This is a genomic window from Streptomyces sp. NPDC033966, from assembly GCF_055575955.1.
Genome location: NZ_JBVIRQ010000006.1, coordinates 396500 through 420027 on the forward strand (window position 1 = coordinate 396500; position 23528 = coordinate 420027).

At 73.8% G+C, this 23528-nt stretch carries 18 protein-coding genes and 2 tRNA genes; 3 read left to right on the forward strand and 17 right to left on the reverse strand.

Annotated elements, in window-relative coordinates; genetic code table 11:
• Positions 1-314: 314 nt before the first annotated feature.
• On the forward strand, positions 315-2147 hold the full coding sequence (locus tag ACZ518_RS19990) for a putative bifunctional diguanylate cyclase/phosphodiesterase (protein ID WP_469114305.1): 1833 nt from the start codon (positions 315-317) through the stop codon (positions 2145-2147).
• Between the two features lie 85 nt (positions 2148-2232).
• Here the strand turns inward: ACZ518_RS19990 and ACZ518_RS19995 are convergent, their stop codons facing one another.
• The gene (locus ACZ518_RS19995) at positions 2233-3918 is read right to left on the reverse strand and encodes a glycosyl hydrolase family 18 protein (RefSeq protein WP_469114306.1); all 1686 of its coding nucleotides are present in this window, start codon (positions 3916-3918) and stop codon (positions 2233-2235) included.
• A gap of 266 nt (positions 3919-4184) precedes the next feature.
• Positions 4185-5336: an LLM class flavin-dependent oxidoreductase gene (locus ACZ518_RS20000; RefSeq protein ID WP_469114307.1), complete on the reverse strand. Its 1152-nt coding sequence runs from the start codon at positions 5334-5336 to the stop codon at positions 4185-4187.
• Between the two features lie 263 nt (positions 5337-5599).
• On the opposite strand from ACZ518_RS20000, the gene ACZ518_RS20005 reads away from it, so the two are divergent.
• The gene (locus ACZ518_RS20005) at positions 5600-6358 is read left to right on the forward strand and encodes an IclR family transcriptional regulator (protein ID WP_469114308.1); all 759 of its coding nucleotides are present in this window, start codon (positions 5600-5602) and stop codon (positions 6356-6358) included.
• A 114-nt stretch (positions 6359-6472) separates the two neighbouring features.
• Here ACZ518_RS20005 and ACZ518_RS20010 read toward each other — a convergent pair.
• The 5 genes from ACZ518_RS20010 to ACZ518_RS20030 all read right to left on the reverse strand — a co-directional run bounded on the left by ACZ518_RS20010 (position 6473) and on the right by ACZ518_RS20030 (position 13072).
• Positions 6473-6546, reverse strand: a tRNA-Lys gene (locus ACZ518_RS20010).
• Positions 6547-6632: 86 nt separating this feature from the next.
• Positions 6633-8339, reverse strand: a complete 1707-nt coding sequence (locus tag ACZ518_RS20015; RefSeq protein WP_469114309.1) for an AMP-binding protein — start codon at positions 8337-8339, stop codon at positions 6633-6635.
• Positions 8340-8365: 26 nt separating this feature from the next.
• Positions 8366-8956 (reverse strand): lytic polysaccharide monooxygenase auxiliary activity family 9 protein, encoded by a 591-nt coding sequence (locus tag ACZ518_RS20020; protein WP_469114457.1) that lies wholly within the window; start codon positions 8954-8956, stop codon positions 8366-8368.
• A 295-nt stretch (positions 8957-9251) separates the two neighbouring features.
• On the reverse strand, positions 9252-11657 hold the full coding sequence (locus tag ACZ518_RS20025; RefSeq protein WP_469114310.1) for an SPFH domain-containing protein: 2406 nt from the start codon (positions 11655-11657) through the stop codon (positions 9252-9254).
• Between the two features lie 11 nt (positions 11658-11668).
• Positions 11669-13072: a peptidoglycan-binding protein gene (locus ACZ518_RS20030; RefSeq protein WP_469114458.1), complete on the reverse strand. Its 1404-nt coding sequence runs from the start codon at positions 13070-13072 to the stop codon at positions 11669-11671.
• Positions 13073-13299: 227 nt separating this feature from the next.
• Here ACZ518_RS20030 and ACZ518_RS20035 point away from each other — a divergent pair.
• Positions 13300-13373 (forward strand) — tRNA-Lys (locus ACZ518_RS20035).
• Between the two features lie 82 nt (positions 13374-13455).
• Here ACZ518_RS20035 and ACZ518_RS20040 read toward each other — a convergent pair.
• The 10 genes from ACZ518_RS20040 to ACZ518_RS20085 all read right to left on the reverse strand — a co-directional run bounded on the left by ACZ518_RS20040 (position 13456) and on the right by ACZ518_RS20085 (position 23471).
• Entirely contained in the window at positions 13456-14133 is a 678-nt protein-coding gene (locus ACZ518_RS20040) for a class F sortase (RefSeq protein WP_469114311.1), read from the reverse strand.
• Positions 14130-14729 (reverse strand): hypothetical protein, encoded by a 600-nt coding sequence (locus tag ACZ518_RS20045; protein ID WP_469114312.1) that lies wholly within the window; start codon positions 14727-14729, stop codon positions 14130-14132. Before ACZ518_RS20045 ends, ACZ518_RS20040 begins: the two co-directional genes overlap by 4 nt.
• Positions 14730-14842: 113 nt before the next feature.
• Positions 14843-15622: an HAD-IIA family hydrolase gene (locus ACZ518_RS20050; protein WP_468171910.1), complete on the reverse strand. Its 780-nt coding sequence runs from the start codon at positions 15620-15622 to the stop codon at positions 14843-14845.
• Positions 15623-15927: 305 nt separating this feature from the next.
• Positions 15928-17526: an alkaline phosphatase family protein gene (locus ACZ518_RS20055; RefSeq protein ID WP_469114313.1), complete on the reverse strand. Its 1599-nt coding sequence runs from the start codon at positions 17524-17526 to the stop codon at positions 15928-15930.
• 161 nt (positions 17527-17687) lie between these two features.
• Complete coding sequence (locus ACZ518_RS20060; RefSeq protein ID WP_469114314.1) at positions 17688-18773, reverse strand: 2-aminoethylphosphonate ABC transporter substrate-binding protein; 1086 nt, start codon at positions 18771-18773, stop codon at positions 17688-17690.
• A 54-nt stretch (positions 18774-18827) separates the two neighbouring features.
• Positions 18828-19625 carry an ABC transporter permease gene (locus ACZ518_RS20065; protein ID WP_469114315.1) on the reverse strand — a complete coding sequence of 266 codons (798 nt, stop codon included), beginning with the start codon at positions 19623-19625 and terminating at the stop codon, positions 18828-18830.
• Complete coding sequence (locus ACZ518_RS20070; protein ID WP_469114316.1) at positions 19612-20541, reverse strand: 2-aminoethylphosphonate ABC transporter permease subunit; 930 nt, start codon at positions 20539-20541, stop codon at positions 19612-19614. The genes ACZ518_RS20065 and ACZ518_RS20070 overlap by 14 nt, the downstream gene beginning before the upstream one ends.
• Positions 20534-21583, reverse strand: a complete 1050-nt coding sequence (locus ACZ518_RS20075; RefSeq protein WP_469114317.1) for an ABC transporter ATP-binding protein — start codon at positions 21581-21583, stop codon at positions 20534-20536. Before ACZ518_RS20075 ends, ACZ518_RS20070 begins: the two co-directional genes overlap by 8 nt.
• Complete coding sequence (locus ACZ518_RS20080) at positions 21580-22236, reverse strand: HAD family hydrolase (protein ID WP_469114459.1); 657 nt, start codon at positions 22234-22236, stop codon at positions 21580-21582. The genes ACZ518_RS20075 and ACZ518_RS20080 overlap by 4 nt, the downstream gene beginning before the upstream one ends.
• A 113-nt stretch (positions 22237-22349) precedes the next feature.
• Positions 22350-23471, reverse strand: coding sequence for a TIGR03364 family FAD-dependent oxidoreductase (locus ACZ518_RS20085; protein WP_469114460.1), 1122 nt, complete (start codon positions 23469-23471; stop codon positions 22350-22352).
• Positions 23472-23528 lie beyond the last annotated feature (57 nt).

The window sequence follows — 23528 nt, forward strand, 5'->3', positions numbered from 1 at the left end:
GACTAATGTCCTGTTCCGGTGCCCCACATGAGTGAGCGATGCGGCAAGCCGGTGACCCCCGGAGTTAACGCCCGGTGCTACAGAACGTCACGATCGATCACGTGAGGACAGCCGCCGTCACCAGGTGCTCACAGGTGTGCGCAAACGGTCGCCGGGCCGTTGTCCGACACCCCGTCAGCAGCTCCCCCCGAAGGCGTCAGCATGGCGACGGACCCGGCCCCGCACGGCGACGCCGCTGGATAGGGCCTCCCGGCAGCCTCTATGATCGGCACACTTTCCTGCGCGGACACTCACGAACACAGCGGGAGCGAACGGTGAGCGGAACCTCAGAGGAGACCGGTTCGGCGGCCGAGAGCACCCGACCGGCCCTTACGGAGCGTCACCCTGCAGTGCCTGTCGTGCCCGAACCCCGCGACTACCGCGCCGCCTTCGACGCGGCCCACCTCGCCATGGCCGTCGTCGGCCGGAGCGGCGAGGTGATCGCCGCCAACCGGGCCCTGGCCGCCCTGCTGGGCGCCGAGCCGCACGCCCTCGCCGGGCAGTGCGCCGCCGACCTGGTGGACCTGGCGGCGGAGGCCCGTACCTGGCAGGCCTACCAGGAGGTGCTGCGCGGCCGGCAGGCCCGGCTGCGGTGCACCCGCCGCCTCAAGCACCCCGACGGGCACTCGCTGTGGACCGAGGTCACCCTGGGCCCGGTGACCGGCACCCAGGACGTCCTGCTGTCCGTCGCCGACATCAGCGACCGGCGCGACCTCCAGGCCCGGCTGCGGCACCTCCAGATGCACGACCCGGTCACCCGGCTGCCCAACCGGGCGCTGTTCTTCGAGCGGCTCTCGGCCGCCCTGGAGGCCTCCGCCTACGGCACGGGCGGCACCGGCCGGATCGGCCTGTGCTATCTGGACCTCGACGGCTTCAAGGCGGTCAACGACACCCTGGGCCACCGCGTCGGCGACCGGCTGCTGACCGCCGTGGCGGCCCGGCTCACCCAGTGCGCCGACCAGTCCGGCTACGGCCGCTCGGGCGGGCACCTCGTCGCCCGGCTCGGCGGCGACGAGTTCGCGCTGCTGGTCGAGGACTCCACCGGCACCGAGCAGCTCGCGGAGCTGGCGCGCAGCGTACTGGCCGCCGTACAGGAGCCCTTCGACCTGGCCGGGCAGCGGCTGTCGGTGTCCGCGTCGATCGGCGTGGTCGAGCGGGACGCGGCCGGCACCTCCGCGACGGGTCTGATGCAGGCCGCGGACACCACGCTGTACTGGGCGAAGGCGGACGGCAAGGCCCGCTGGACCCTCTTCGACCCCGAGCGCAACGCGCACCGGATGACCCGGCAGGCCCTTTCATCCAGCCTGCGCCCGGCCGTGGAGCGCGGGGAGTTCGAGCTGGAGTACCAGCCGCTGGTGGATCTGGAGAGCGGGGTGGTGCGCGGGGTGGAGGCCCTGGTCCGCTGGAACCACCCCCAGTTCGGCATGCTGACGCCGAATCGGTTCATCGGGATCGCCGAGGAGGACGGCTCGATCGTGCAGCTGGGCCAGTGGGTGCTGCGCACGGCGTGCCGGCAGGCACGGCGCTGGCAGATCGAACAGCCCAGTGATTCGCCGGTGTTCGTCTCGGTGAACGTGGCGGTGCGCCAGGTGTGGGACTCGGACCTGGTGGGGGACGTCGCGGAGATCCTCGCCGAGACCGGCCTCGCCCCGCAGCTGCTCCAGCTGGAGCTGACGGAGTCCGCGGTGATGGGGTCGGCGGGCCGGCCCCTGCAGGCCCTCCAGGCGCTGAGCGACATGGGCGTGCGGATCGCCATCGACGACTTCGGGACCGGCTACTCGAACCTGGCCTACCTGAGCCGGCTCCCGGTGTCGGTGCTGAAGCTGGACGGCTCCTTCGTCCGCGGCTTCCGCTACGAGGAGGGCACCCACCCGAACCCGGCGGACGAGACCATCGTGGAGGCCCTGGTGCAGCTGGCGCACCGGCTCGGCCTGACCGTCACCGCCGAGTGCGTGGAGACCGCCGGGCAGGCGGCCCGGCTGCGGCGGGTCGGCTGCGACACCGGGCAGGGCTGGCTGTACTCCCGCGCGGTGGCCCCGGAGCGGATCGCGGAGATGATCGCGCCGCCGCCGGGGGCCCGGTTCGCCACGGGGACCCCGCAGGCCTGAGCCCCGGACCGCGGGAACCGGAACCGCCCCGCCCCTCGGGAGGAGGGGCGGGGCGGTCCGGCGCTCGGCGCGGGGTGGGGGGAGATCAGCAGGCGCCGAGGTCCTTCCAGACACCCCATTCACCGGTGGTGCCGGGCACCTCGTTCTGCGTCCACCACTGGGCCCTGTACTTGCGGCCGTTGTGCGAGACCTCGTTGCCGGCGGTGTAGACCGTGCCCGCGACGTAGGCCGGGACGTTGCCGCAGCCTGTGGTCGGGGGCGTCGTCGGCGGCGTCGTGGGCGGAGTGGTGGGAGGCGTCGTCGGCGGGGTGGTCGGCGGCACGGTGGTCCCGCCGAGGGCGTCCGAGATCTGGTTCAGCAGCGTGGTGTTGTTGTCCAGGCCGAGCAGGGAGTACATCATCGCGCCGGCCAGGCCGCGCTGCTTGCCGTAGTCGACCCGGGCCTGGATCGACTTCTGGTTCAGGCCGGTGAAGAACTCGCCGTCCTTGTAGAAGTAGGAGGCCTTGGCCTGGTCGTCCCAGTAGGTCGTCGCCGGGTTGTCGACGATGCCGCCGAGCTCCTTGTAGTTGGCGATGCCGGCCTGCTGGCTGGTGGGCCGGGCGCCGGAGGCGCCGGTGGCGGGCTGGGCGAGGCCGCCCGCCGTACCGGCGGGGACGCCCTTCCAGCCGCGGTAGTAGAACTCGTAGCCCAGGGTCAGCTTGTTGGCGGGGAAGCCGCCGGTGATGCCGTAGGCGGGGTTGCCGTCGATCCAGGAGTCGATGGCGTTGTCGATGCTGTACTTCTGGGTGCCCGGGGCGATCGGGTCGGTCGGGTCGTCGGTGCCGGAGTACAGCGGGGACTGGTGGTACGTCGGCCCGTCGCCGTCCCAGGCGCCGTGCATGTCGTACGTCATGATGTTCGCGTAGTCGAGGTACGCGCCGATCTTGTCCGTCTCGATGTACTTGATCTTGTCCTGGCCGGCCGGGAGGGCCGAGGTCAGCAGGTACTTCTTGCCGCCGTTGGCCTGGCCGTAGGCGTCGAGCTGCTCGCGGAACTCCTTGAGCAGGAGGGTGAAGTTCTGCTTGTCCTCGGGGGCGTAGTGGTTGCCGAGGTGGCCGCCGGACGAGCCCGGGTACTCCCAGTCGATGTCGATGCCGTCGAAGATCCCGGCCGCCGCGCCGGGGCCGCCGTAGCCGTCGGCCTTGGGCAGGTTGCCCTTGATGTACTGGTCGATGCAGGAGGAGACCAGCTTCTTGCGGGAGGCGTCGGTCTTGGCCGCGTCGCTGAAGTACTTCGAGTACGTCCAGCCGCCGAGCGAGATGTTGATCTTCAGGTGGGGGTACTTGGCCTTCAGCTGCTTGAACTGGTTGAAGACGCCCACGATCGGCTGGTCCCACTTGTCGGCGACGCCGCTGACGCTGTCGGCCGCGCTGAAGGACTTCTGGTAATCGGCGTACGAGTCGCCCGCGCCGTCACCCGCGTTGGGGTTGTTGTCGTCGCCCGCCGCCTTGTTCGCCTCGAAACAGGTGAGGTCGGTGGGGTGGATGTTGCCGAACGAGTAGTTGATGACGTCCAGCTTCCCCGCTATGCCCCGGGTGTCGAGGTGCTTGGGGTAGAACGCGTTGCCGTACACGCTCCACTGGTCGTAATAGGCGATCCGGACGCCGCCGGCCGCGGCGGTGGTGGAGGCGTCGGCGGCCTGCGCGGTGCCGAGTCCCGCGAAGGTGGCCAGCGCTCCGGCTGCCAGCGCGGCCGTGGCGGCGGCCGCGATGAGGGGTTTACGGATGTGCATGAACTGCCTCCGTGGGGGTGGGAGGGGAGGGCATCAGCTGTAGGTGAGAGAAGTGATAGCGATCACCCGCCGCCCCAGTCAATGGTTTGGACCAAAGAAGGACTAGACCATTCAGCGCCCAAATGCCCTAGTCAGAGACCTGGGCGCACACGAAGAACCGCCCGCCACCCCGGGTGACGAGCGGTTTAAGGCTCCGTTAGGTCATGCTCCGGCAAGCTTTCGGCAACAAACCAGCCAAACGCCGTTCTTCGCGGATCCGGCCCCGCTCAGTTCACGGTCAAGGGCTCCGTCGGCATCCCGTACGCATTGGCAACGAGCCCGTAGGAGCGGATGCGGGCGGCTCCGCCGTGGGCGCTCGCGGTCAGCATCAGCTCGTCGGCGCCCGTCCGCGCCACCAGGGCGTCGAGCCCGGCGCGGACCTCGTCGGCGGTGCCGTGGACGATGTTGGACAACCAGCTGTCCACGAACTCCCGCTCCAGGGGCGAGAAGTCGTACGCCGCCGCCTCCTCGGGTGTCGGGACCAGCCCGGGCCGGCCGCTGCGGAGCCGGAGCATCGACAGCGCGCCGGTGAGCGCCTGCGCGCGGGCCTCGGCCCCGGTGTCGGCGGCCAGCGCCGACACCCCGATGAGGGCGTACGGGGCGTCCAGCACCGCGGAGGGGCGGAAGCTCTCGCGGTACAGCTCCAGCGCGGGCAGGGTGCCGGCCGCGGAGAAGTGGTGGGCGTACGCGAAGGGCAGGCCCAGCTCCCCCGCGAGCCGGGCGCTGAAGCCGGAGGAGCCCAGCAGCCAGAGCGGCGGGCGGGCGGCGGGCCCCTGCACCGGGCCGGGCACGGCGTGCACGCGGGAGTACGGGTGCCCGTCGGGGAAGTCGTCGTCGAGGAAGCGGGTCAGCTCCGCGAGCCGCCGGGGGAACTCGTCCGCCGCCTCGTCCAGCCGCCCGGGGCCGCGCAGCGCGGCCGCCGTCCGGGGGTCGGTGCCCGGTGCCCGGCCGAGCCCGAGGTCGATCCGGCCCGGGGCCAGGGCCTCCAGGGTGCCGAACTGCTCGGCCACGGCCAGCGGGGCGTGGTTGGGCAGCATCACCCCGCCCGAGCCGAGGCGGAGTCGGGAGGTGTACGCGGCGAGGTGCGCGAGGATCACGGCCGGGGAGGAGCTCGCGACCCCGGGCATGGAGTGGTGCTCGGCGACCCAGTGGCGGTGGTAGCCGCGGGACTCGGCCTGCCGGGCGATCTTCACGCTGGTGCGCAGGGACTCGTGGGCGGTGGAGCCGCTGCCGACGGTGACCAGGTCGAGCACCGACAGCGGCACGGGTGCCTCGCCGCGGGCGGTCCCGCGGATCGGGTCCTGGACCGGCCCCCCTTGCGGAGGGGCATCCTCCGGCTGCCCGCCCGTGCGCCGGCCCGTGTCCCCGGTGTCGCTCATCGTCGCTCCCGTCCCGTTCCGCTCGTGCGCCCGTGGCGCCCCGTACGCCTCGTACGGCGTTCGTACGAAGAAGTCGAACGGGATGTGCTCGCCGGGCATTCCCGGCAGACCGGGGCATGCCCATGCCTGTGGCATATGCCAGCCGAGTAGGCCCAGGCAGGGAGACTTGATTAAGCCATCAATCTCCTCAACACACGCTCCACGTGGGCCTCTTGATGGCTATCGTGGTAGAGCAAGCGGTAACAACCTGGTAGGGGGAAACCGTGGCGCTGAAGCCCGAGCCGACCGCGCCGTTCCACTCGGTGCAGTACGCCCTGCGCGTACTCGAAACGATCTCGCGGCACACCGGCGGTGTGACCGACGTGCAGATCGCGCGTGAAACCGGCCTGCCCGCGGTCCATCTCGCCCCGATGCTCCTCATGCTGCGGCGCGAGGGCTACGTGCTCCAGGTCTCCGACGGCGCCTACGCCATAGGGGACTCCCTCGTCCTGCTCGGCTCCGGCACGGACCGGCAGCAGGCCCTCCAGGAGAAGCTCCAGGACACCCTCGACAAACTGCGGGACTCGGTCGGCGCGGCCGTCTACATCAGCCGCTACGTGGACGGCGAGGTCCGTATCACCCAGTTCGCGGACAGCCCGCGCACGCCCAAGGTCCACGAGTGGGTCGACTTCCGCTCGGCGGCCCACGCCAGCGCGGTCGGCAAGTGCCTGCTGACCCAGCTCGACCTGAACGGGCGGCGCGACCACCTGTCCCGGCACAAGATCGCCCGCCTGACGTCGAAGACGATCGTGAACGAGCGGATCCTGTTCTCCAAGCTGGACGCCCAGCCGGCCACCGTCCCCGTCCTGGACCTCCAGGAGTACGCGGTGGGCACCGTCTGCGCGGCCGTCCCGATCACGGCCGGCGCCGCGGTGGGCTGTCTCGCCCTGTCCATGCCGGTCGAGCACGCCCACCGGCTGCGCGCCGCCGCCGACACCCTGAACCGCAAGGCCGCGCCGCTGCTGCTGTCGCTCACGCTCTGACGGCCCGCGCGGAACGCCCGGAGCGGGCGGGAGCGGGCGCCACGGCCCGGGCGGGAGGGCCCGGAAAACACTTCGGGCGGTTCCCGGTGAACCGGAAACCGCCCGAAGGACAGGTGCGCCGCCAGGGACTCGAACCCCGGACCCGCTGATTAAGAGTCAGCTGCTCTAACCAACTGAGCTAGCGGCGCCTGCTGACAGAGAAAATACTACCCGCTCCCCAGGGGTGCTCCAAACCATTACCGGGGCGCCGCCCGGCGTCCCCTCGGCGGCCCCATCAGCGGTCCAGCAGCTCCTTGCGGCCCTGCGCCTCGTACACGGACAGCAGCGCGGCCAGGTCCTCCCCGCCGAGCGGGCGGTAGGCGCCGCGGGTCCGGTGCCAGACCGGGCCCGGCCCGCGGAAGCCGGCCCTGCGCAGGGCCACCCGGTGGATCTTGTTCGTGGCCGTGACGGGCAGCTCGTCCAGGATCCGGACGTAGCGCGGGGCCATCTTCGTACCGAGGTCCGGCTGCGCCGCCAGGAAGGCGGCGAAGGCCTCCGGGTCGAAGGCGGCGCCCTCCCGCAGGGCCACGGCGGCCATCACCTGGTCCCCCGCCACCTCGTCCGGCACCGCGTACACGGCGACCGCGGCCGCCGCATCCCAGCGGGCCAGGACGTTCTCGATCACCGCGGCGGCCAGGTTCTCGCTGTCGACGCGCAGCCGGTCGTCGGTGCGGCCGGCGAAGTAGAGGAAGCCCTCGGGATCGCGGAAGAACAGGTCGCCGGTCCAGTACCAGCCTCCCCGGGTGCGGGCCGCCTCGGCGCCGGGGTTGCGCCAGTAGCCCTCGAAGAGGCTGCGGCCCCGGTTGACGAGCTCGCCGATGGCCTCCTCCCCGTTGAGCAGCCGGCCCCCCGCGTCCAGCCGTGCCGGCGGGCACTCGCGGCCCGTCTCCGGGTCGACGACGGCCAGGTCGTCCCCCGGGGCGGCCCGGCCCAGCGCGCCCGCCGGGGTGCCGGGGCCGCGCTGGACGGAGGCGCCGCCCTCCGTGGCCCCGTACCCCTCGACGAGCCGGACCCCGAAGCGGTCGGCGAAGCGGGCCGCGTCGACCGCGCCCGCCTCGGTGCCGAAGCCGAGGCGCAGCCGGTGCTCGCGGTCGTCGGGGCGGGGCTCGGTGGCCAGCAGGTACTGGACGGCCCGGCCGACGTAGGTGAAGTACGTCGCCCCGTAGGCCCGTACGTCGTCCAGGAAAGCGGAGGCCGAGAAGCGGCGGCGCAGCGCGACCGGGGCGCCGGCGGAGAGGGCGGGCAGCCAGTCGGCGATGACGGCGTTGCCGTGGAAGAGCGGCATGCAGATGTAGTGGACGTCGTCGGGGGTGACCGAGAGGTGCCGGGCGAGCGACCCCCCGGCGGCGGCGAGGCGGCCCTGGCTGCAGACGGCGGCCTTGGGGGCCCCGGTGGATCCGGAGGTGAAGTAGAGCAGCATTCGGGTGTCCGGCCGGGGGCCGCCGGGGCGGACGCGGGCCTCGCCGGGCTTCGCGGCGGCGTACGGGGCGAGCAGGGCCCCGTACTCCTCCGTGCCGGTGACGAGTATGCGTACGCCGGGCAGGTCGAGGCCGCGCAGCAGCGGCAGGTGGGCGGGCTCGGTGACCAGGAGGCGGCAGTCGGTGTGCAGGATGTCGCGGGCCAGCTCGGGGCCGCGCCGGGTGGGGTTGATCCCGGCGACGGCGGCCCCCGCGAGGGCCGCCGCGCCGAGCCAGAAGGGGAACTCGGGGATGTTGTCGAGCAGCACCCCCAGGTGCGGCTCCGCGCCCGGTGGCAGCAGGTCGGTGAGGAGCGCGGCGCGGGCGGCGGCCTCCCGTGCGGTCCGGTGGCGGCTGAGGACGGTGGGCCCGGCGCTGTCGGCCGCGCCGGCCCCGTACATCAGCCCCGGCCGGTGGTCGCCCCACTGGCGGGTGATGAGCTCCGCGACGGTCTCGGCGGCATCGGGTGCTGTCGTGGTCCGCATGCCGCCGGAGGTTAGCTGACGTTCCGTCAGAACTGAACGTCGGAGCAGGCGTAGAAGGCCATCGGGGTGTCGTTGACGGTCCAGACGGCCAGGATCATGTGCCGCCCCGTCTTGCCGGCCGGCATGGAGCCGCGGTGGACGGTGGTCATGTCCGGGCGGCCGCCGTTGTAGGGCACGACGAGGAAGGGCTGCGGGTCGAGGGAGGCCCGGGTGAGGGGCTTGGCCGGGTCCCAGCCGTCCTTGGTGACGTAGTACTTGAAGTCGGTGGTGGAGTGGTTGGCGGTGAACTGCCAGCGGAAGTCGAAGGGCTGGCCGGAGTTCACCCTGGTGGCGGGCCAGTTGCCGCCGCGCGGGTCGTCGAGCTGGGCGAACTCGGCGTGGCCGCCGGCGCATATCCTGCCGTCGGCGGGGCCGGCCGCGGGGAAGCCCTTGTAGCCCTCGACGCTCTGCGGCTCCCACTGGATGGGGCCGCAGTCGGAGACCGTCCTGTTGGCGCAGAGCTTCTGCCGGCTGATGGGGGTGTCGGTGTAGCCGTGGCCGCTGGCGTTGGGGGCGCCGAGCAGGGTGGCACCGGCGAGGAGACCGAGGCCGACCGTCGCGGCCGCGCCGACGCGCACGGGGCGCGAGGTGCGGGAGGGGCGTGCGGGGCGTGCGGGGCGCGAGGGCCACGGGGGCATGCGGAAGGAACGCATGGTGCTCCTTGGGCGTGGGGGGGGATGCTGGCGAGGGCGTGCGCGCGCGTGGGGATCGACCCTGGCGGATCGGTGGGGTGACGACTCGAAGCAGCAGGTACTAGGTCTAGACCAAGTCCCACAGTATTGACGGGAGTTGGCCATGTCTATACCAATGCGAAAACGGGTGGTCCGGTCATTACCGGCCACCCGTCCGCGCGTGGAACCCCCGTGACCACCGCTACTGGTCGGACCGCCCGGTGTAGAAGGCGACGGTGAGGTCCTTCACCAGGGCCTTGCGCTCGTAGTCGTCCAGCTCCACGATCCCGCGCGAGGTCAGCCGGTGGACGGTGTCGTCCACGGCGTCGACCACCGAGGTCAGCACCGTGTCCCGGTGCTTGGCGTCGATCGCCGCGACCCGTCGGCGGCGCATGGCCTCCGCGACCTCCGGGGCGTACTCGATCCGGGTCGGCTGGGCCGAGAACACCTCGATCCCCACCGCCTCGGTTTCGGCCGCCACCATCCGGGTCAGCGCGTCACCGACGGCCTCGGCGTCGCGCAGGGTCGGGGCGTCCTCGTGGAAGGCGTCGGCGGGCAGCTGGGACAGCACCCTGGCCATGGCCGACTCGACCTGCTCGGCCAGGTAGTCGATGTGGTCCTCGACGGCGAGGGTGGCCCTGGCCGTGTCCTTGACCTGCCAGACGACCTGCACGACCACCTGGAGGGCGAGCCCGCCGGAGTCCACGGCGGCCATCGGCTCGCTGCGCCAGTGGCGCAGCCGTACGTCGACCCGCTGGCGCAGCAGGAGGGGGCTGATCCAGGTCAGGCCGGTACGCCGGACCGTGCCGCGGTAGCGGCCGAAGAGGGTGAGCACCCAGGCGTGGCCCGCCTTGGCCCGGCCGAGGCCGCCGAGCGCGAGGAGGGTGACGATGCCGAGGAGGGCGAGCGGGGGCCAGTGCGCGGCGCGCAGCCCGTGATAGGCGCGGGGCGGGGCCCCGAAGGCGGCGACCACGGTGGCGGGGACCGCCCCGGCCCGCCACAGCACGGACGCGCAGCCGAGGAGGGCGAGGCCGCCGACCGCCACCGCGATCCAGCCGGGCAGCACGGGCCCGCGGTGCTCCCGGAGCCGGTCGTCACCGCGGGGGACGCGGCGGCCGGCCGGCGGCTTCTTCGGGGCGCGGGCGGCGGGAGCCGGGGCGGCGGGGGGCCGCTGCTGGGGCTGCGGGCGGAACGGGATGTGCAGCGGTACGTCCGTGACGGCGCTGCCGCTGCCGCGCGGGGGGCGGGGGAGGCCGTCGCGCGGGGCGGGGTCCTCGGTGCGCATCCCGCGCGCGACGGCCCGCGCGGCAATCTCGGCGGGCCCGGGTCCGGGCACGCCGGACGGGGGCTCGTGGGCGGGGTGCGGGATCCCGGCCGGGGCCTCGGCGTCGGCCTGGCTCCGGGCGGCGGGCACGTCACCCCAGGCGGGCGGGTCTCCCGCGGCGGGGGCCGGGGCCGGTTCCGGGGTGGCCGCCTCCGGCTCCGGCACCCGGGCGGGGGCCGGTACGGGCACGGCCGGTTCGGCGGGCGGCGCGGGCGGTTCCGGGGCGGCGGGGTACGGGTGGGCCGGGTACGCCGAGGCCCCCACGGGGGCCGGGGCCGCCCCGGCCCGCTCGGCGGCGCGCGGGGCCGGGGCGCAGACGGCGGGGGCCGCCGGCTCCGGGCGGACCGGGTGGGCGGCTGCGACCCCCGACCCGAACCGGGTGGCTCCGAACGGCTGGGCCGCCGCCGCCTCGGCGGGGTGCGCGTCCCGCGCGGCCGGCTCCGGCGCCGGCCCGGCCGGGCCGGCGGGGTGTCCGGCGGGGGCCGGCTCCGGCGCCCACGCCCGGGCGGGCGCGGCCTCCCGCACCGGGGCCGGGGCCGGTGCAGGGGCCGCGGGCCGGGCCGCCGTCAGCGGCTGCGGTCCGGGCGCGGGGTGCCCGGCGGGCGCTGCCGCCCGGCCCGCTCCCGGCGCCGGGTGCGCCGCCCAGGCGGCGGACGCCGGGCCCACCGGGTCGGCGGGGTGCCCGGCGGGAGCCGGCTGCGGCGCCCACGCCCGGACGGCGGTGGCGGCCGGAACCGGGGCCGGCGCCGGGGCGGTGGGCTCCCCCGCCCGGGCGGCGGGGGCCTGCTGCGCCTGCGGCACGGGGTCGGCCGGGCGCGGAGCCGGCCGCACCGGGGCGACGGGCCGCGGCCCGGCCGGCTCCGCGGCCGCCACCCGCGGCGCCGCGGTCGGGGCGGACGCGGCCGGGACGGGCACCGCCGGGGCGGACGCGGCCGGGACAGGCTCGGCGGGCGCGACCGGGACAGGCTCGGCGGGCGCGGCCGAGACAGGCGCGGCGGGCGCGGCCGAGACAGGCGCGGCCGGGGCAGGCACCGCCGGGGCGGACGCGGCGGGCACCGCCGGGGCAGGCACCGCCGGGGCGGACGCGGCGGGCACCGCCGGGGCAGGCACCGCCGGGGCGGACGCGGCGGACGCGGCCGGGGCGGGCGCGGCGGGCAGCGCCGGGGCGGGGGGCGGGGCCCACGCGCCCCGGTACACCGCGACCGGGTCCGGAAGCGTCGCCGCAGGCGGGAAGGCGGGGATCCGGCAGGTTCCCGTGGTGAAGGTGGTGTGGGTGGGGTACATCGTTGCCTCCGTCATGCGAACAGCCGGCGCCAGGTTTCCGGGCCCGGGTAGCCGTCGGCCGAGGAACCGCGCCAGCCCTGGGCGCGCTGGAAGGCCTCGACGCTGCGGCGGTCGGCCTCGCTCCAGCGGGTGCCCGGCCCGGACGTGTAGTGCTTGCCGAAGCCCTTCTGCACCAGCCGGCGGCCGAGGGCGAGTACGGCCTGATGGGACTGCCCCGGGCGGAAGACCCGCAGCCCCGGATAGGCGGGCACCCCTACGGAACCCGGCAGGGCCCCCGGCGGAGCCTTCGGCGGTTTCGCCGCGCCCGGCCCCGTCCGGCCCGTCGGCGGGATGTCCTTGCCCTGGCGCTGGACCAGCAGCCGCCAGGTGTGCTCGCCGGGGATGCCGTCGGCGTCGGCGCCCGTCCAGCCCTGTGCCTGCTGGAAGGCCTGCGTGGCCTGCCGGTCGGCGTCGCTCCACTTCGAGCTCGGCCCCTTGGGGTAGAACCGCAGGGCGCCCCGCCCGATCAGCATCTTGGCCAGCTCGGTGACGTACTCGTTGTCCGCGCCCGGGCCGAACTTCGCCGCTCCCGGGAAGACCGCCGTGCCCGCCGCCGGGGCGCCCGGCACCGGCACGTCCGGGAGGACCCCGGTGGTCACGCCGTTGTAGCGGTACGGGATGTACTTCTCGGAGTTCTTCCAGTACCCGTACGGCGTGGCGAGCTTCCGCGTGTACGGGCGGGTCTGCTCGTACGCGACGTAGTGCGTGCGCGTCTCGTCGGCCCAGCCGCCGAAGATGACGACGTGCGAGCCGTTGTTGGGGTCCGCCGGGTTGTGGAAGAGCAGCATGTCCCCCGGCAGCAGCTCCTCCTTCGTGATCTTCGTGGCGAAGGTGTCGAGGCTGCCGGTCCACTCGTTCGTACCGAGGTTCCAGACCATGGAGACGTACCCCGAGCAGTCCTGCCGGTAGCCGTCCGACCAGTACTCGGACATGCTGTAGGGGACCTGGGCGTCCAGCCAGATCTTCGCCCGGTTGATGATCGTGGCCCGGTCGACGGCCCGCACCGCGGGCGGCGCGCCCGGCCGGCCCGGCGCCGAGGACGGCGGACGCGGCCCCGGGGCCGGGCGGCCGTGCAGCGGGGCCCGGCCGCCCTGCGGGGTGCCCGGACCGTCCGAACCGTTCCGGTCGTCCAGCGCCACCGGCCCCGGGCCCGGCACCGGCCCGGCCGCGGCCAGCGCCGCCGACCCGCCGCCGCCCAGCACCACACCGGCCGCGGTCGCCAGCACCAGCGCCCGGCGGGCCCCGCGCGCGGCCGGGTGCCCGCCGTCCCGGAGCGCTATGGCCCGCCCGCGCGCGAGGGTGCGGCGCCGCTGCGCGCACCCCAGGCACACGCAGTCGCCGGCGGGCTCGAACTCCTCGAAGACCGGCATCGTCATCGGCGTCGGCATCTGCACATGCACCGGAGGCTGCATCGTCATGCGGTTCCGTCCACTCCCCTGCTCGTCCACTGGTCGGCCGGGCACGCATCTGTCGGGGCATCAGATTCGGCTCGACCAGACATATCGTGCACGATAAACCCCCCAAACATGGGTTAATCGGACAACGCGGGCGCGGCTGGTCACGAGCACCACGGCAGGTGGGGTAGAGTTTTCCCTGTCAGCAAGCGCCGCTAGCTCAGTTGGTTAGAGCAGCTGACTCTTAATCAGCGGGTCCGGGGTTCGAGTCCCTGGCGGCGCACAGACGGGAGAAGTCCCCCGCAGCGAAAGCTGCGGGGGACTTCTTCGTTCCCGGCCCGGACGGACCGAACGACCCGGACGGCCTAGGCTGCCGTCGCGCCCGCGCCCGCGGCCGCGGCCTCGCCCACCCCCGTCAGGTAGGCGGAGACCACGACGTTCGCCGAGTACTGCCCGGCCGCCTTGTCGTAGTTCCCGCCGCAGGTCACGAGCCGCAGTTCGGCGCGGCCCTCGACCCGGGGCCCGTACGCCTTGTGCGGGTCGAAGCCCGCGCGCTCGTAGACGCGTACGTCCTCCACGGTGAACTCGGCGACCGTCGCGTCCGCCCGCGCCACGCGGATCTTGTGGCCCGGCTTGAGCGTGCTCAGGCCGTAGAACACGGCCGGCTTGGACTTCGTGTCCACGTGTCCCACCATCAGCGCGGCCCCCGCCGCACCGGGTGCCGGACCCGCGCCCCACCAGCCCACCGTGCCGGGGAGCTCGTACGGCGGCGGGTCGATCGCCCCCTGCGCGTCCAGGCCGCGCGCGATCACCGGCGCCCGGACGCCCAGGTCCGGTACGTCGACCCGCGCGGGCATCGCCCCGGACAGCGGGGCCCGCGCGGCCGGGAGGGCCGGCCCCAGCTGCCCGCCGGCCTGCCCGGCGGGCGGAGCGGGCGGGACCCCGGTGATCTCCTTGCCCCACAGCCACAGCCCCATCACCAGCACCGTCCAGGCGGCGAAGGTCAGCAGCCGGCCGCCGGCGGAGGCCCTGGGCTCGCTCATCCGCCGTTGCGGCGGCGGCGCAGGGTGATGGCCCGGCCGGCGACCGCCAGGGTGGCCGCGGCGGCGAGGACGGCGCCGATCACGGTGTGGGGCAGCCCGGGGCCGTCGCCGCCGTGGTTCTTCTTCGCGGCCGCCGCCGGCCGGGTCGCCCCGGCGACCTCGGCGGACATCCCGCCGCCGCCCGCGTGGACCGGCCAGACCGGTGAGTGGTGCGGATCGGGGCGGTGGTGGTCGCGGCGGATCTCGATGGAGCCGCGCAGGCCGTCGGCGCCCTCGCACTTGATCCGGATCTCGTGCCAGCCCGGGTCGGCGTGCGAGTGGATCTTCGCCTCGCCGTGGAGGGTGCGGCCGTCGCCGCGCCCCGAGGAGAGGCGGGCGTCCGACACGAAGACCGGCGAGCGGGCCACACCCCAGTCACCGTCACAGCCCCGGACGCGGATCTTGACGTGGGTTCCCGGTCCGGCCGGGTTCGGTTCCGCCGAGACGCCGCCGCGGTCCCACTCGTTCGCGAGGGCGGTGGGGGCGGTCACGGCGGTGAACGCCGTCAGGGCGACGGCGGCCCCTGCGACACGGAGAGCGATCAGAGAACAGCGCATGGTGAACCTCCTCAACAAGGAGATTCACGCGCGGCGCGCCGCTCCGCATCCGGAGCGGCGCTCTCTTGGCCCGTACGTGTCAGCCGTACGCGCTAACGCGCGGCGAGGCTCCCCTAGACCAGGTCGACCAGATCGGCGATGGAGTCGACGGTCTTGGTGGGGCGGTACGGGAACTTCTCGGTGTCTTCGACCGTGGTCAGGCCGGTCAGCACGAGGAAGGTCTGCATGCCCGCCTCCAGGCCGGCCAGCACGTCGGTGTCCATGCGGTCGCCGATCATCGCGCTGGTCTCGGAGTGGGCGCCGATGGCGTTGAGGCCCGTACGCATCATCAGCGGGTTGGGCTTGCCGGCGAAGTACGGCTTCTTGCCGGTCGCCTTGGTGATCAGCGCGGCGACCGCGCCCGTCGCCGGGAGCGGGCCCTCGGTGGAGGGGCCGGTCTCGTCGGGGTTGGTGCAGATGAACCGGGCGCCGCCGTTGATCAGCCGGACGGCCTTGGTCATGGCCTCGAAGGAGTAGGTCCGCGTCTCGCCCAGGACCACGTAGTCGGGCTCGTGGTCCGTCAGGATGTAGCCGATGTCGTGCAGGGCGGTGGTCAGACCCGCCTCGCCGATGACGTACGCGGTGCCGCCCGGGCGCTGGTCGTCGAGGAACTTCGCGGTGGCGAGCGCCGAGGTCCAGATGTTCTCGACGGGCACGTCCAGACCCATCCGGCTCAGCCGGGCCTGGAGGTCGCGCGGCGTGTAGATGGAGTTGTTGGTCAGCACCAGGAACGGCTTGCCGGACTCGCGCAGCCGCTTGATGAAGGCGTCCGCGCCGGGGATCGGGGTGCCCTCGTGGATGAGGACCCCGTCCATGTCGGTGAGCCAGGATTCGATCGGCTTGCGCTCCGCCACTGACTTCTCTCCGCTCTGGTGGCCTCTGACCTGTGGGTCTGTGGTCTGTACCACCACCCTAGCGGGCGCGGGCCGCGGACGCCGGGGGCGTCCACGGCCCGGACGGCCCAGGGCCCCGGCCCTGATCCGCCGGACAGGCCCTAGGCCCTGTCCGGGCGATCTTCGTGGATCAGCACACGTCGTCCGGCGCGGTGCATCGCAAGGCGGAGGGCCGCGGCTCGTACTGGACGTACTTGCGCGGACCGACAACGCGGCGAGGTGCCGTGCCGGGCGGCGTGGGCCCGCGAAGATCGCCCGGACAGGGCCTAGCCGAGGCGGACGTTGTCCACGGTCCAGTACCAGTTGTTGCTTCCGCTGTAGCGGAAGCGGACCTGGACGTCGGTGGCGCCCAATGGGATCTGGAGCTGGAGGGACTCCGCCCTGGCGACGGCGTCGGCGGTGTACGTCTTGACCACCGTCGGGGCGCCGCCGTTGTACGAGACGAGGACCTGGGCGGTCTGGCCGGCCTCGTGGCGGTAGTGCGTCTGGAAGTCCAGGGTGCGCGTGGTGCCTCCGGTGACCGCCCACTTGGGGGTGATCAGGGTGGAGTCGAAGGTGCCGGTGTGGGTCTTGTCGTCCCACTCGTCGGAGTCGGCGACGGCGAACACGTCGCGGGAGCGGACGTTCAGCTCGCGCCACTGGTCGCGCTGCGCCTGGCTCCAGAACTCGTCGGTGGCGAAGGCCCAGCCGGCCCATTCGGTGACTCCGCCGGTGCCCATCTTCGAGTTGTCGACGGACCAGCCGGCGGGCGGGGTGTGCGTGAAGCCCTTGGTGGCGGCGGGGATCCCGGTCTCGTCCACGCGGGCCTGGAGGTTCGGGCGCAGGGTGTCGAAGGGGTCGCTGTCGGGGGTGTCCAGCGGTACGCCGTCCAGGGCGGCCGCGGTGACGCCGACGCCGACCTGGGCGAGCGCGATCGCGGCGACGTCGACGAGGCGTACGTCCTCGCGTACGGAGCCGGCCGGGATGCCGGCGCCCTTGGCGATGACGAAGGTGCCGCGCTCCTGGATGGTGGAGCCGCCGTGGCCGCCGCCGTCGGTGTGGCCGTGGTCGGTGGTGACCAGGATCTTCCAGTTCTCCTGGGCGTAGGAGGGGCGGTTCCTGACGGCGGTGAGGAGCTGCCCGACCAGGGTGTCGACGCGGCCGATGGCGTCGAGGTACTGCTGGCTGGCGGCGCCGTAGGAGTGGCCTGCGGAGTCGACCTGGCCGAGGTAGACGAAGGCGGCGTCCGGGTTCTGGTCGCGGAGTTCGGCGGCGGCCGCGGTGGCGATCTTCGGGTCCTCGTTGCCGTAGCCGTCGCGGTCGCCCTTGAGGGAGAGCCGCTTGTCGACCTTGGCGGAGAAGACCGGGCCGTTCTGGTCGGTGGAGGTGAGGGGCTCCCAGTCGGCGGCCGCGTAGGTGTTGAGGGACGGCTTGGCGTTCTCGGCACGGGTGAGGAAGTCGGGGTGGGTGCCGTAGTTCTTGCCGGTGAAGGAGTTGTCCTTCACGCCGTGCTTGTCGGGCCAGACACCGGTGGCGATGGTGGACCAGCCGGGACCGGAGGAGGTGGCGGCCATCGGGTTCGCGTACAGGGTGCTGCGGGCGGTGAGGCCTTCGGCCATCAGGCCGTTGAGGTGGGGTGCGTTGGCGGCCTTGACGCGGTCGAGGACGACGCCGTCGAGGCCGATGACGAGGACCTTGTCGGTGCCGGTCTGCGCCGCGGCGGGGGCGGAGGCGGCCGCCTTGGCCGCGGCCTCGGCCGCCGCCTTGGCCGGGTCGGTGGGGTTGGGGGTGGCGGCGGCCGTGGCGGCGAGGCCGAGGGTGGTGGCGAGCAGGGCGGTGGCGGTGGCGGCCACGGCGAGGGTGCGTCCGGACAGGACAGTGGACACGTGCTCCTCCAGGAGCGTCGGGGAAGGCGCGGCTGATCGAGCGGGGGCGTGCGGGGCCGCACGCGGACGTGCGGCGGGTCCGGACCGGAGGGAGGGCCTTCGGTCCAGACCCGTTATGCACTGGTGACTATTGCTGCCACGGGTGGCCGCGGGGTTAAGGCTCAGCTTCCGGTCGCGGACTTCCACGCGTCGACGTGGGCGGTGAGGTTCTTGTCGATGTCGGACCAGTCCGGCTGGAAGACCTCGACCCCGGCCATCAGCTTGGTGAGTTCGATGGCGTTGGCGTCGGCCGGCTTGACGTCGGAGCGCGCCGGGAAGCCGCCGCCGATCTCGCTGACCTGCTTCTGCGCCTCCTCGCCGAGCATGAAGTCGAGGAGCTTCCTGCCGTTTTCGGCGTGCGGGGCCTTGGCGACCAGGCCCGCGGCGTAGGGCAGGGCGAAGGTGGTGGGCTTGCCGCCGTCCTTGGCGGGGAACCAGATGCCGAGGTTGGGCATGGACTTGGACTGCGCGAAGTTCATCTGCACGTCGCCGTTGGCGACGAGCAGCTCGCCCTTGTCGGTCTTCGGGGCCAGCTTGCTGGTGGAGGAGGACGGGCCGACGTTGTTGGCCTGGAGCTTCTTCAGGTACTCCATCGCCGGCTCCTTGCCGCCGAAGTCGTGCATCGACTTGATGAGGACGGCCGTGCCGTCGCCCGCGACGCCGGGGGTGGAGTACTGGAGCTTGCCCTTGTACTTGGCGTCGAGCAGCTCCTCCCAGGTCCTGGGGGCCTGGCCGAGCTCCTTCTTGTTGTAGACGAAGCCGAAGTAGTTGTTGACGACGGAGGTCCACGTGCCGTCGGCGGCCTTGTCGGCCCCGTTGACCTTGTCGGAACCCTGCGGGGCGTACGCCTGCAGCAGCCCCTTGCCGTCGGCCTGCTGGATGAAGGGGGGCAGCGTGATCAGCACGTCGGCCTGGGTGTTGGTCTTCTCGCGGACGGCGCGCTGCACCATCTCGCCGGAGCCGCCCTCCACGTACTTGACCTCGATGCCGGTCTTCCTGGTGAACTCGGCGAAGACCTTGTCGTACCAGCCGTCGCCCTTGTCGCTCTTGAGGCCGTCGGCGCTGTAGACCGTCACCACCTTCTCGCCACCGCCGTCCTTGGAGTCGGCGGCCGTGGTGGAGCCGCCGCCGCAGGCGGTCAGGGAGGCGGCGAGGGCGAGGCCGCCGGTGAGGGCGGCGGCGGTGCGGAGCGGGAGCTTGCCGGTCATGGAACTTCCTTACGGGGAAAGGGAGTCTGCGGGGACGGGGAGAGCCGGGGGTGATCAGCGGTAGGACGCGCGGGTGCGGACGCGGGAGACCGCCAGCAGCACCAGCAGGGTGGTGGCCATCAGGACCACGGCGACGGCGGAGCCGCCGAAGAGCGAACCGCGGTCGGTGGCGGTGAAGATCCGGACCGGCAGGGGCATCCAGTCCGGGGGGTAGAGCATCATCGTGGCGCTCAGCTCGCCCATGGACAGGGCGAAGCAGAGCCCCGCGGCCGCGGTGAGGGACGGCAGCAGGAGCGGGAGGCGGACCCGCCACAGCACGTAGCCGGGACGGGCGCCGAGGGAGGCCGCGGCCTGCTCGTACGCGGGGTCGAGACGGACGATGGCGGCGGAGACCGACTGATAGGCGAACGCGGTGACGAGAACCGCGTGCGCCAGGACGACGATGGAACCGGTGCCGTTGAGGAGGACGGGCGGCCGGCTGAAGGCGACGAGCACGGCGAGGCCGACGACCACGGACGGCACGGCGACCGGCAGCACGAACAGGGCGTCCAGGCACCGCTTCCCGCGCCTGCCCAGGGACGCGGCCGCCAGCGCGGCCCAGGTGCCGACGGTGAGCGCGAGCAGGCTCGCGGCCAGGGCGGTGACCAGGGAGGTGGTCAGGGCCTGGAGGGACTCCCCGCGGACGGCGGCGGCGTAGTTCTCGGTGGTCGGGCCGGAGGGGAAGGCGCCGGACCAGTGGGTGGCGAAGGAGGCGGCCACCACCACGAGGAGGGGCAGGGCGAAGAGGGGCAGGAAGAGGACGCCGAACAGGCCCCAGGCGGCCCAGCGGCCGCCCTTGCTATGCACCAGCACGCTTGCCCACCACCCGGTAGAGGCCGAACAGGCCGACGGAGACAGCGATGTTGACGACGGCGACCACGCAGGCGGCCGCGTAGTCGGATTCGAGGATCGCCTTGCCGTAGACGAGCATCGGCAGGGTCGTGACGTCCTTGGCCCCGGTGAACAGGACGATCCCGAACTCGTTGAGGCACATGACGAGGACGAGGCTGCCGCCGGCCGCCAGGGCGGGCAGGGCCTCGGGGAGGATCACCTGCCGGACGATCCGGGCGGGGCGGGCGCCGAGCCCCGCGGCGACCTCCAGCTGAGCGGTGTCCAGCTGGGAGAAGGCGGCGAGCAGCGGGCGCATCACGAAGGGGGTGAAGTACGTGATCTCCGCGAGGAGGACGCCCCAGGGGGTGGTGAGGAAGTGGAAGGGGCCGTCGGCTACGCCGAGGACGTCGGTCCAGACGCCGTTGGCCATGCCGACCGTGCCGTAGATGAAGAGCAGGGCGAGGGTGATCAGGAAGGAGGGGAAGGAGAGGAAGACGTCGATGAACTTGGCGACGGCCCTGGCCCCGGGGAACGGCACGAAGGCGATGACCAGGGCGAGGGTGAAGCCGAGGAGGAGGCAGCCGGCGGTGGCTCCGACGGCCAGCCAGACGCTGGTGCCGAGGGCCTCGCGGAAGGCGTTCGAGGCGAAGACGGCGGAGTAGGCGTCCAGGGGGCCGCCGCCGTTCTCGGGGGTGAAGGACTGCCGGACGACCAGCGCGAGGGGGTACAGGAACACCAGCGCGAGCACCGCCACCGGGGGCAGCGCCCAGACGGCGCGCGGGGTCGCGGGGCGGGCACCGGAGCCGGGCGGCACCGGCACCGGCACCGGCTCCGGTACCGGCTCCGGTACGACGGCGCGCACCGGGGCGGCCGGCACTGGCGGGGCGGTCTCAGCCATCGGACACCCCCGCCGCCAGGAGCACCGCGTCGCGCGGCTCGAAGTGCAGGGTCACCTCGTCGCCCAGCGCCGGGGTCTCCCTCAGCTCGGGCAGGTCCGCCTTCACGCGGTGCCCGCCCACGTCCACGTACAGCCGGTGCGTCGAGCCGCGCCACTGCACCTCGGCGATCGTCCCCCGCAGGGCGTTCGGGCCCTCCCCGAGGCCGAGCAGGTGCGGGCGTACGCACAGGGTGGCCGTGGAGCCCGGTGCCGCGCGTCCGGCGTCGAGGGCCAGCGGGCGGCCCGCGAAGACCGCTCCGCCGTCGGCCACCGTGACCGGCAGCAGGTTGGCGTTGCCGACGAAGGAAGCCGTGAACTCGGTGCGCGGCGCCCGGTACAGCTGCTGCGGGGTGCCGCAGTCCTGGAGGCGGGCCCGGTCCATGACGGCGATCCGGTCGGCCAGGGTCAGCGCCTCGACCTGGTCGTGGGTGACGTACAGGATGGAGACCTCGGGCAGTTCGCGGTGCAGCCGGGCCAGTTCCGCCAGCATCCCGGAGCGCAGCTGGGCGTCGAGGGCGGAGAGGGGCTCGTCCAGGAGGAGGACGCCGGGACGGATGGCGAGCGCCCGGGCGATGGCCACGCGCTGCTGCTGGCCGCCGGACAGTTCGCGGGGGTAGCGGCGGGCGTAGGCGGCCATCCCCGTCATCTCCAGGGCCTCGGCGACACGGGCGGGGATCTCGGCCCTGGGGGCCTTCTGCGCCCTGAGCCCGAAGGCGACGTTGTCCTCGACGCGCATGTGCGGGAAGAGGGCGTACTGCTGGACGACCATTCCGATGCCGCGCTTGTGCGGCGGGAGCGCGGTGACGTCCCGGCCGCCGATCAGCACCCGCCCGGAGGCGGGCCGGACGAAGCCGGCGACCGCCCGCAGGGCCGTGGTCTTGCCGGAACCGGAGGGGCCGAGGAGGGCCATGACCTCGCCGGGTTCGACGGTCAGGTCGAGGGAGTCCAGGACGGTGGTGCCGTGGTAGGCGACCGAGACGGAGTCGAAGCGGATGCCGCTCACGACGACCCCGTGAGGAGCGCGGGGAGTTCGGCGACGGAGGCGAGGACGTGGGTCGCGCCGTGCCCGGTCAGGGTGGCGCCGTCGTGGGCGCCGGTGAGGACCCCGGCGACGGTGCCGGCGCCGGCGCGGCGGCCGCTGAGCATGTCGTACGCCGTGTCGCCGGCGACGACGGTCTCGCGTACGTCGGCCACGGCGCCGGTGCGCAGGAACGCCGCCAGCACCATGTCCGGGTAGGGGCGGCCGCGGCCGCCCGCGTCGGCGGGGCACAGGGTGAGGTCGGCGAGGTCCCGCCAGCCGAGGGCGTCGAGGATGGCGTCCTGGGTGACGCGGGCGAAGCCGGTGGTCAGGGCGACGGTGTGGCCGGCGGCGCGGAGCTCCTCGATGGCGGCGCGGGCGCCGGGGAGGGGGGCGACGAGGCCGCCGTCGACGAGTTCCGCGTACGCCTCCTCGAAGGCGGAGTTGGCGAGCCGGGCGCGTTCCTCCGTGCGGAAGAGGTGGCGGAAGACGGAGATCTTCGACTCGCCCATCGTGTCGCGGACGTACTGGAGCTTCTCGGCGTGGACGGGGGTGCCCGGTTCGACGCCGAGGCGGGCGGCGGCGTGCTCGAAGGCGCGCTCGACGAGGCCGCCGTCGGCGACGGTGGTGCCGGCCATGTCGAGGACGACCAGCCGGCGGCCGGTGTCGGCGGGGGTCGTGGCAGGGGTGTCGGCGGAGGTTTCGGCGGGGGTCGCGGCAGGGGTTTCGGCGGGGGTCGCGGTCATGTGGCTCACCAGCCCAGTTCGTTCGCGGTGGTCTCGGCTATGGCGGGCGAGCAGGTCATCCCGCGGCCGCCGGGTCCGGTCACCAGCCAGACGCCGTCGGCCACCTGCTGGCGGTGGACGACGCGGGTGGTGTCGGTGCACTGCGCGTACACGCCCGCCCAGCGGTGCCTGATCTTCGGCAGGGGGCGGCCCAGGAAGGACTCGACGACCTGGGTGAGGTGGTCGTAGGGGTCTTCGAGGGTGTCGAACGCGAAGGGGTGCTCGTACTCGTGGGTGTCGCCGATGGTCAGTCCGCCGTCCTGGCGCTGGACCATCAGCAGCTGCATCTTGTGGGCGGCGGCGACGGGGGTCTGCGCCTGGGCGGCGTTGAGCTCGTCCAGGGCGTCGCCCTGGTAGGCGGGGTAGTAGCGGAAGCTGTCGGCGTCGGCGACGGAGGTGGTGAGCGCCTCGCCGAGCGGGGCGGTCTGCATCATCTGGAGCCGGACGCGGCGGACGGGCAGTTCGGGGGCGAGTTCGCGGACCAGGCCGGACAGCCAGGCGCCGGTGGCGAGGACGACGGCGTCGCCGCGGTGGACGTCGCCGTGGTCGTCGCGGACGGCGCCGGGGCCGGCCAGGTCGCGGACCTCGCGGCCGGGGACGAAGGTGTAGCGGCCGGAGGCGTGGAGGGCCTCGCGGAGGTGGAGCTGGGCGGTGCGCGGTTCGACGGCCGCGTCGCGCTCGCACCACAGGGCGGCCTCGAAGGCTCCGCGCAGGGCCGGGTTGAGCTTGCGGGCCCGGGCGGCGGTGACCAGTTCGTAGCCGCGGGCGGCGGCGTCGGGGCGGGCGGCGGCCGCCTCGGCGACCGCGTACTCGCGGGCGTTGCGTACGGGGGTGAGGGAGCCGATCGCGCGGAAGCCCAGGCCGGGCACCTCCGCGCCGATCCGCTCCCAGAGCTCGCGGGCGCGCAGGGCGGTGTCGAGCTCCTCGCCCCCGGCCCGGCCGCTGACCCAGATCTGGCCGAAATTGCGCAGTGAGGCGCCGCGCGCCTCGGCCTCGCGCTCGATCTGGACGACCTCGTGGCCGCGTTGGACTGCTTGCCAGGCGTGCATGGTGCCGACCACGCCGCCTCCGACGACTATGACTCTCACGGCGTCCACGGTCGGCACGGTCCGTGACCCGGGGGGATCGCGGGGGCGACGGGGCAG

What these genes read in the sequence shown, in the direction of transcription:
- ACZ518_RS19995 (WP_469114306.1), bottom strand. Translation starts at nt 3,918, where the DNA reads ATGCACATCCGTAAACCCCTCATCGCGGCCGCCGCCACGGCCGCGCTG.
- ACZ518_RS20000 (WP_469114307.1), bottom strand. Translation starts at nt 5,336, where the DNA reads ATGAGCGACACCGGGGACACGGGCCGGCGCACGGGCGGGCAGCCGGAG.
- ACZ518_RS20015 (WP_469114309.1), bottom strand. Translation starts at nt 8,339, where the DNA reads ATGCGGACCACGACAGCACCCGATGCCGCCGAGACCGTCGCGGAGCTC.
- ACZ518_RS20025 (WP_469114310.1), bottom strand. Translation starts at nt 11,657, where the DNA reads ATGTACCCCACCCACACCACCTTCACCACGGGAACCTGCCGGATCCCC.
- ACZ518_RS20030 (WP_469114458.1), bottom strand. Translation starts at nt 13,072, where the DNA reads ATGACGATGCCGGTCTTCGAGGAGTTCGAGCCCGCCGGCGACTGCGTG.
- ACZ518_RS20040 (WP_469114311.1), bottom strand. Translation starts at nt 14,133, where the DNA reads ATGAGCGAGCCCAGGGCCTCCGCCGGCGGCCGGCTGCTGACCTTCGCC.
- ACZ518_RS20045 (WP_469114312.1), bottom strand. Translation starts at nt 14,729, where the DNA reads ATGCGCTGTTCTCTGATCGCTCTCCGTGTCGCAGGGGCCGCCGTCGCC.
- ACZ518_RS20060 (WP_469114314.1), bottom strand. Translation starts at nt 18,773, where the DNA reads ATGACCGGCAAGCTCCCGCTCCGCACCGCCGCCGCCCTCACCGGCGGC.
- ACZ518_RS20070 (WP_469114316.1), bottom strand. Translation starts at nt 20,541, where the DNA reads ATGGCTGAGACCGCCCCGCCAGTGCCGGCCGCCCCGGTGCGCGCCGTC.
- ACZ518_RS20080 (WP_469114459.1), bottom strand. Translation starts at nt 22,236, where the DNA reads ATGGCCGGCACCACCGTCGCCGACGGCGGCCTCGTCGAGCGCGCCTTC.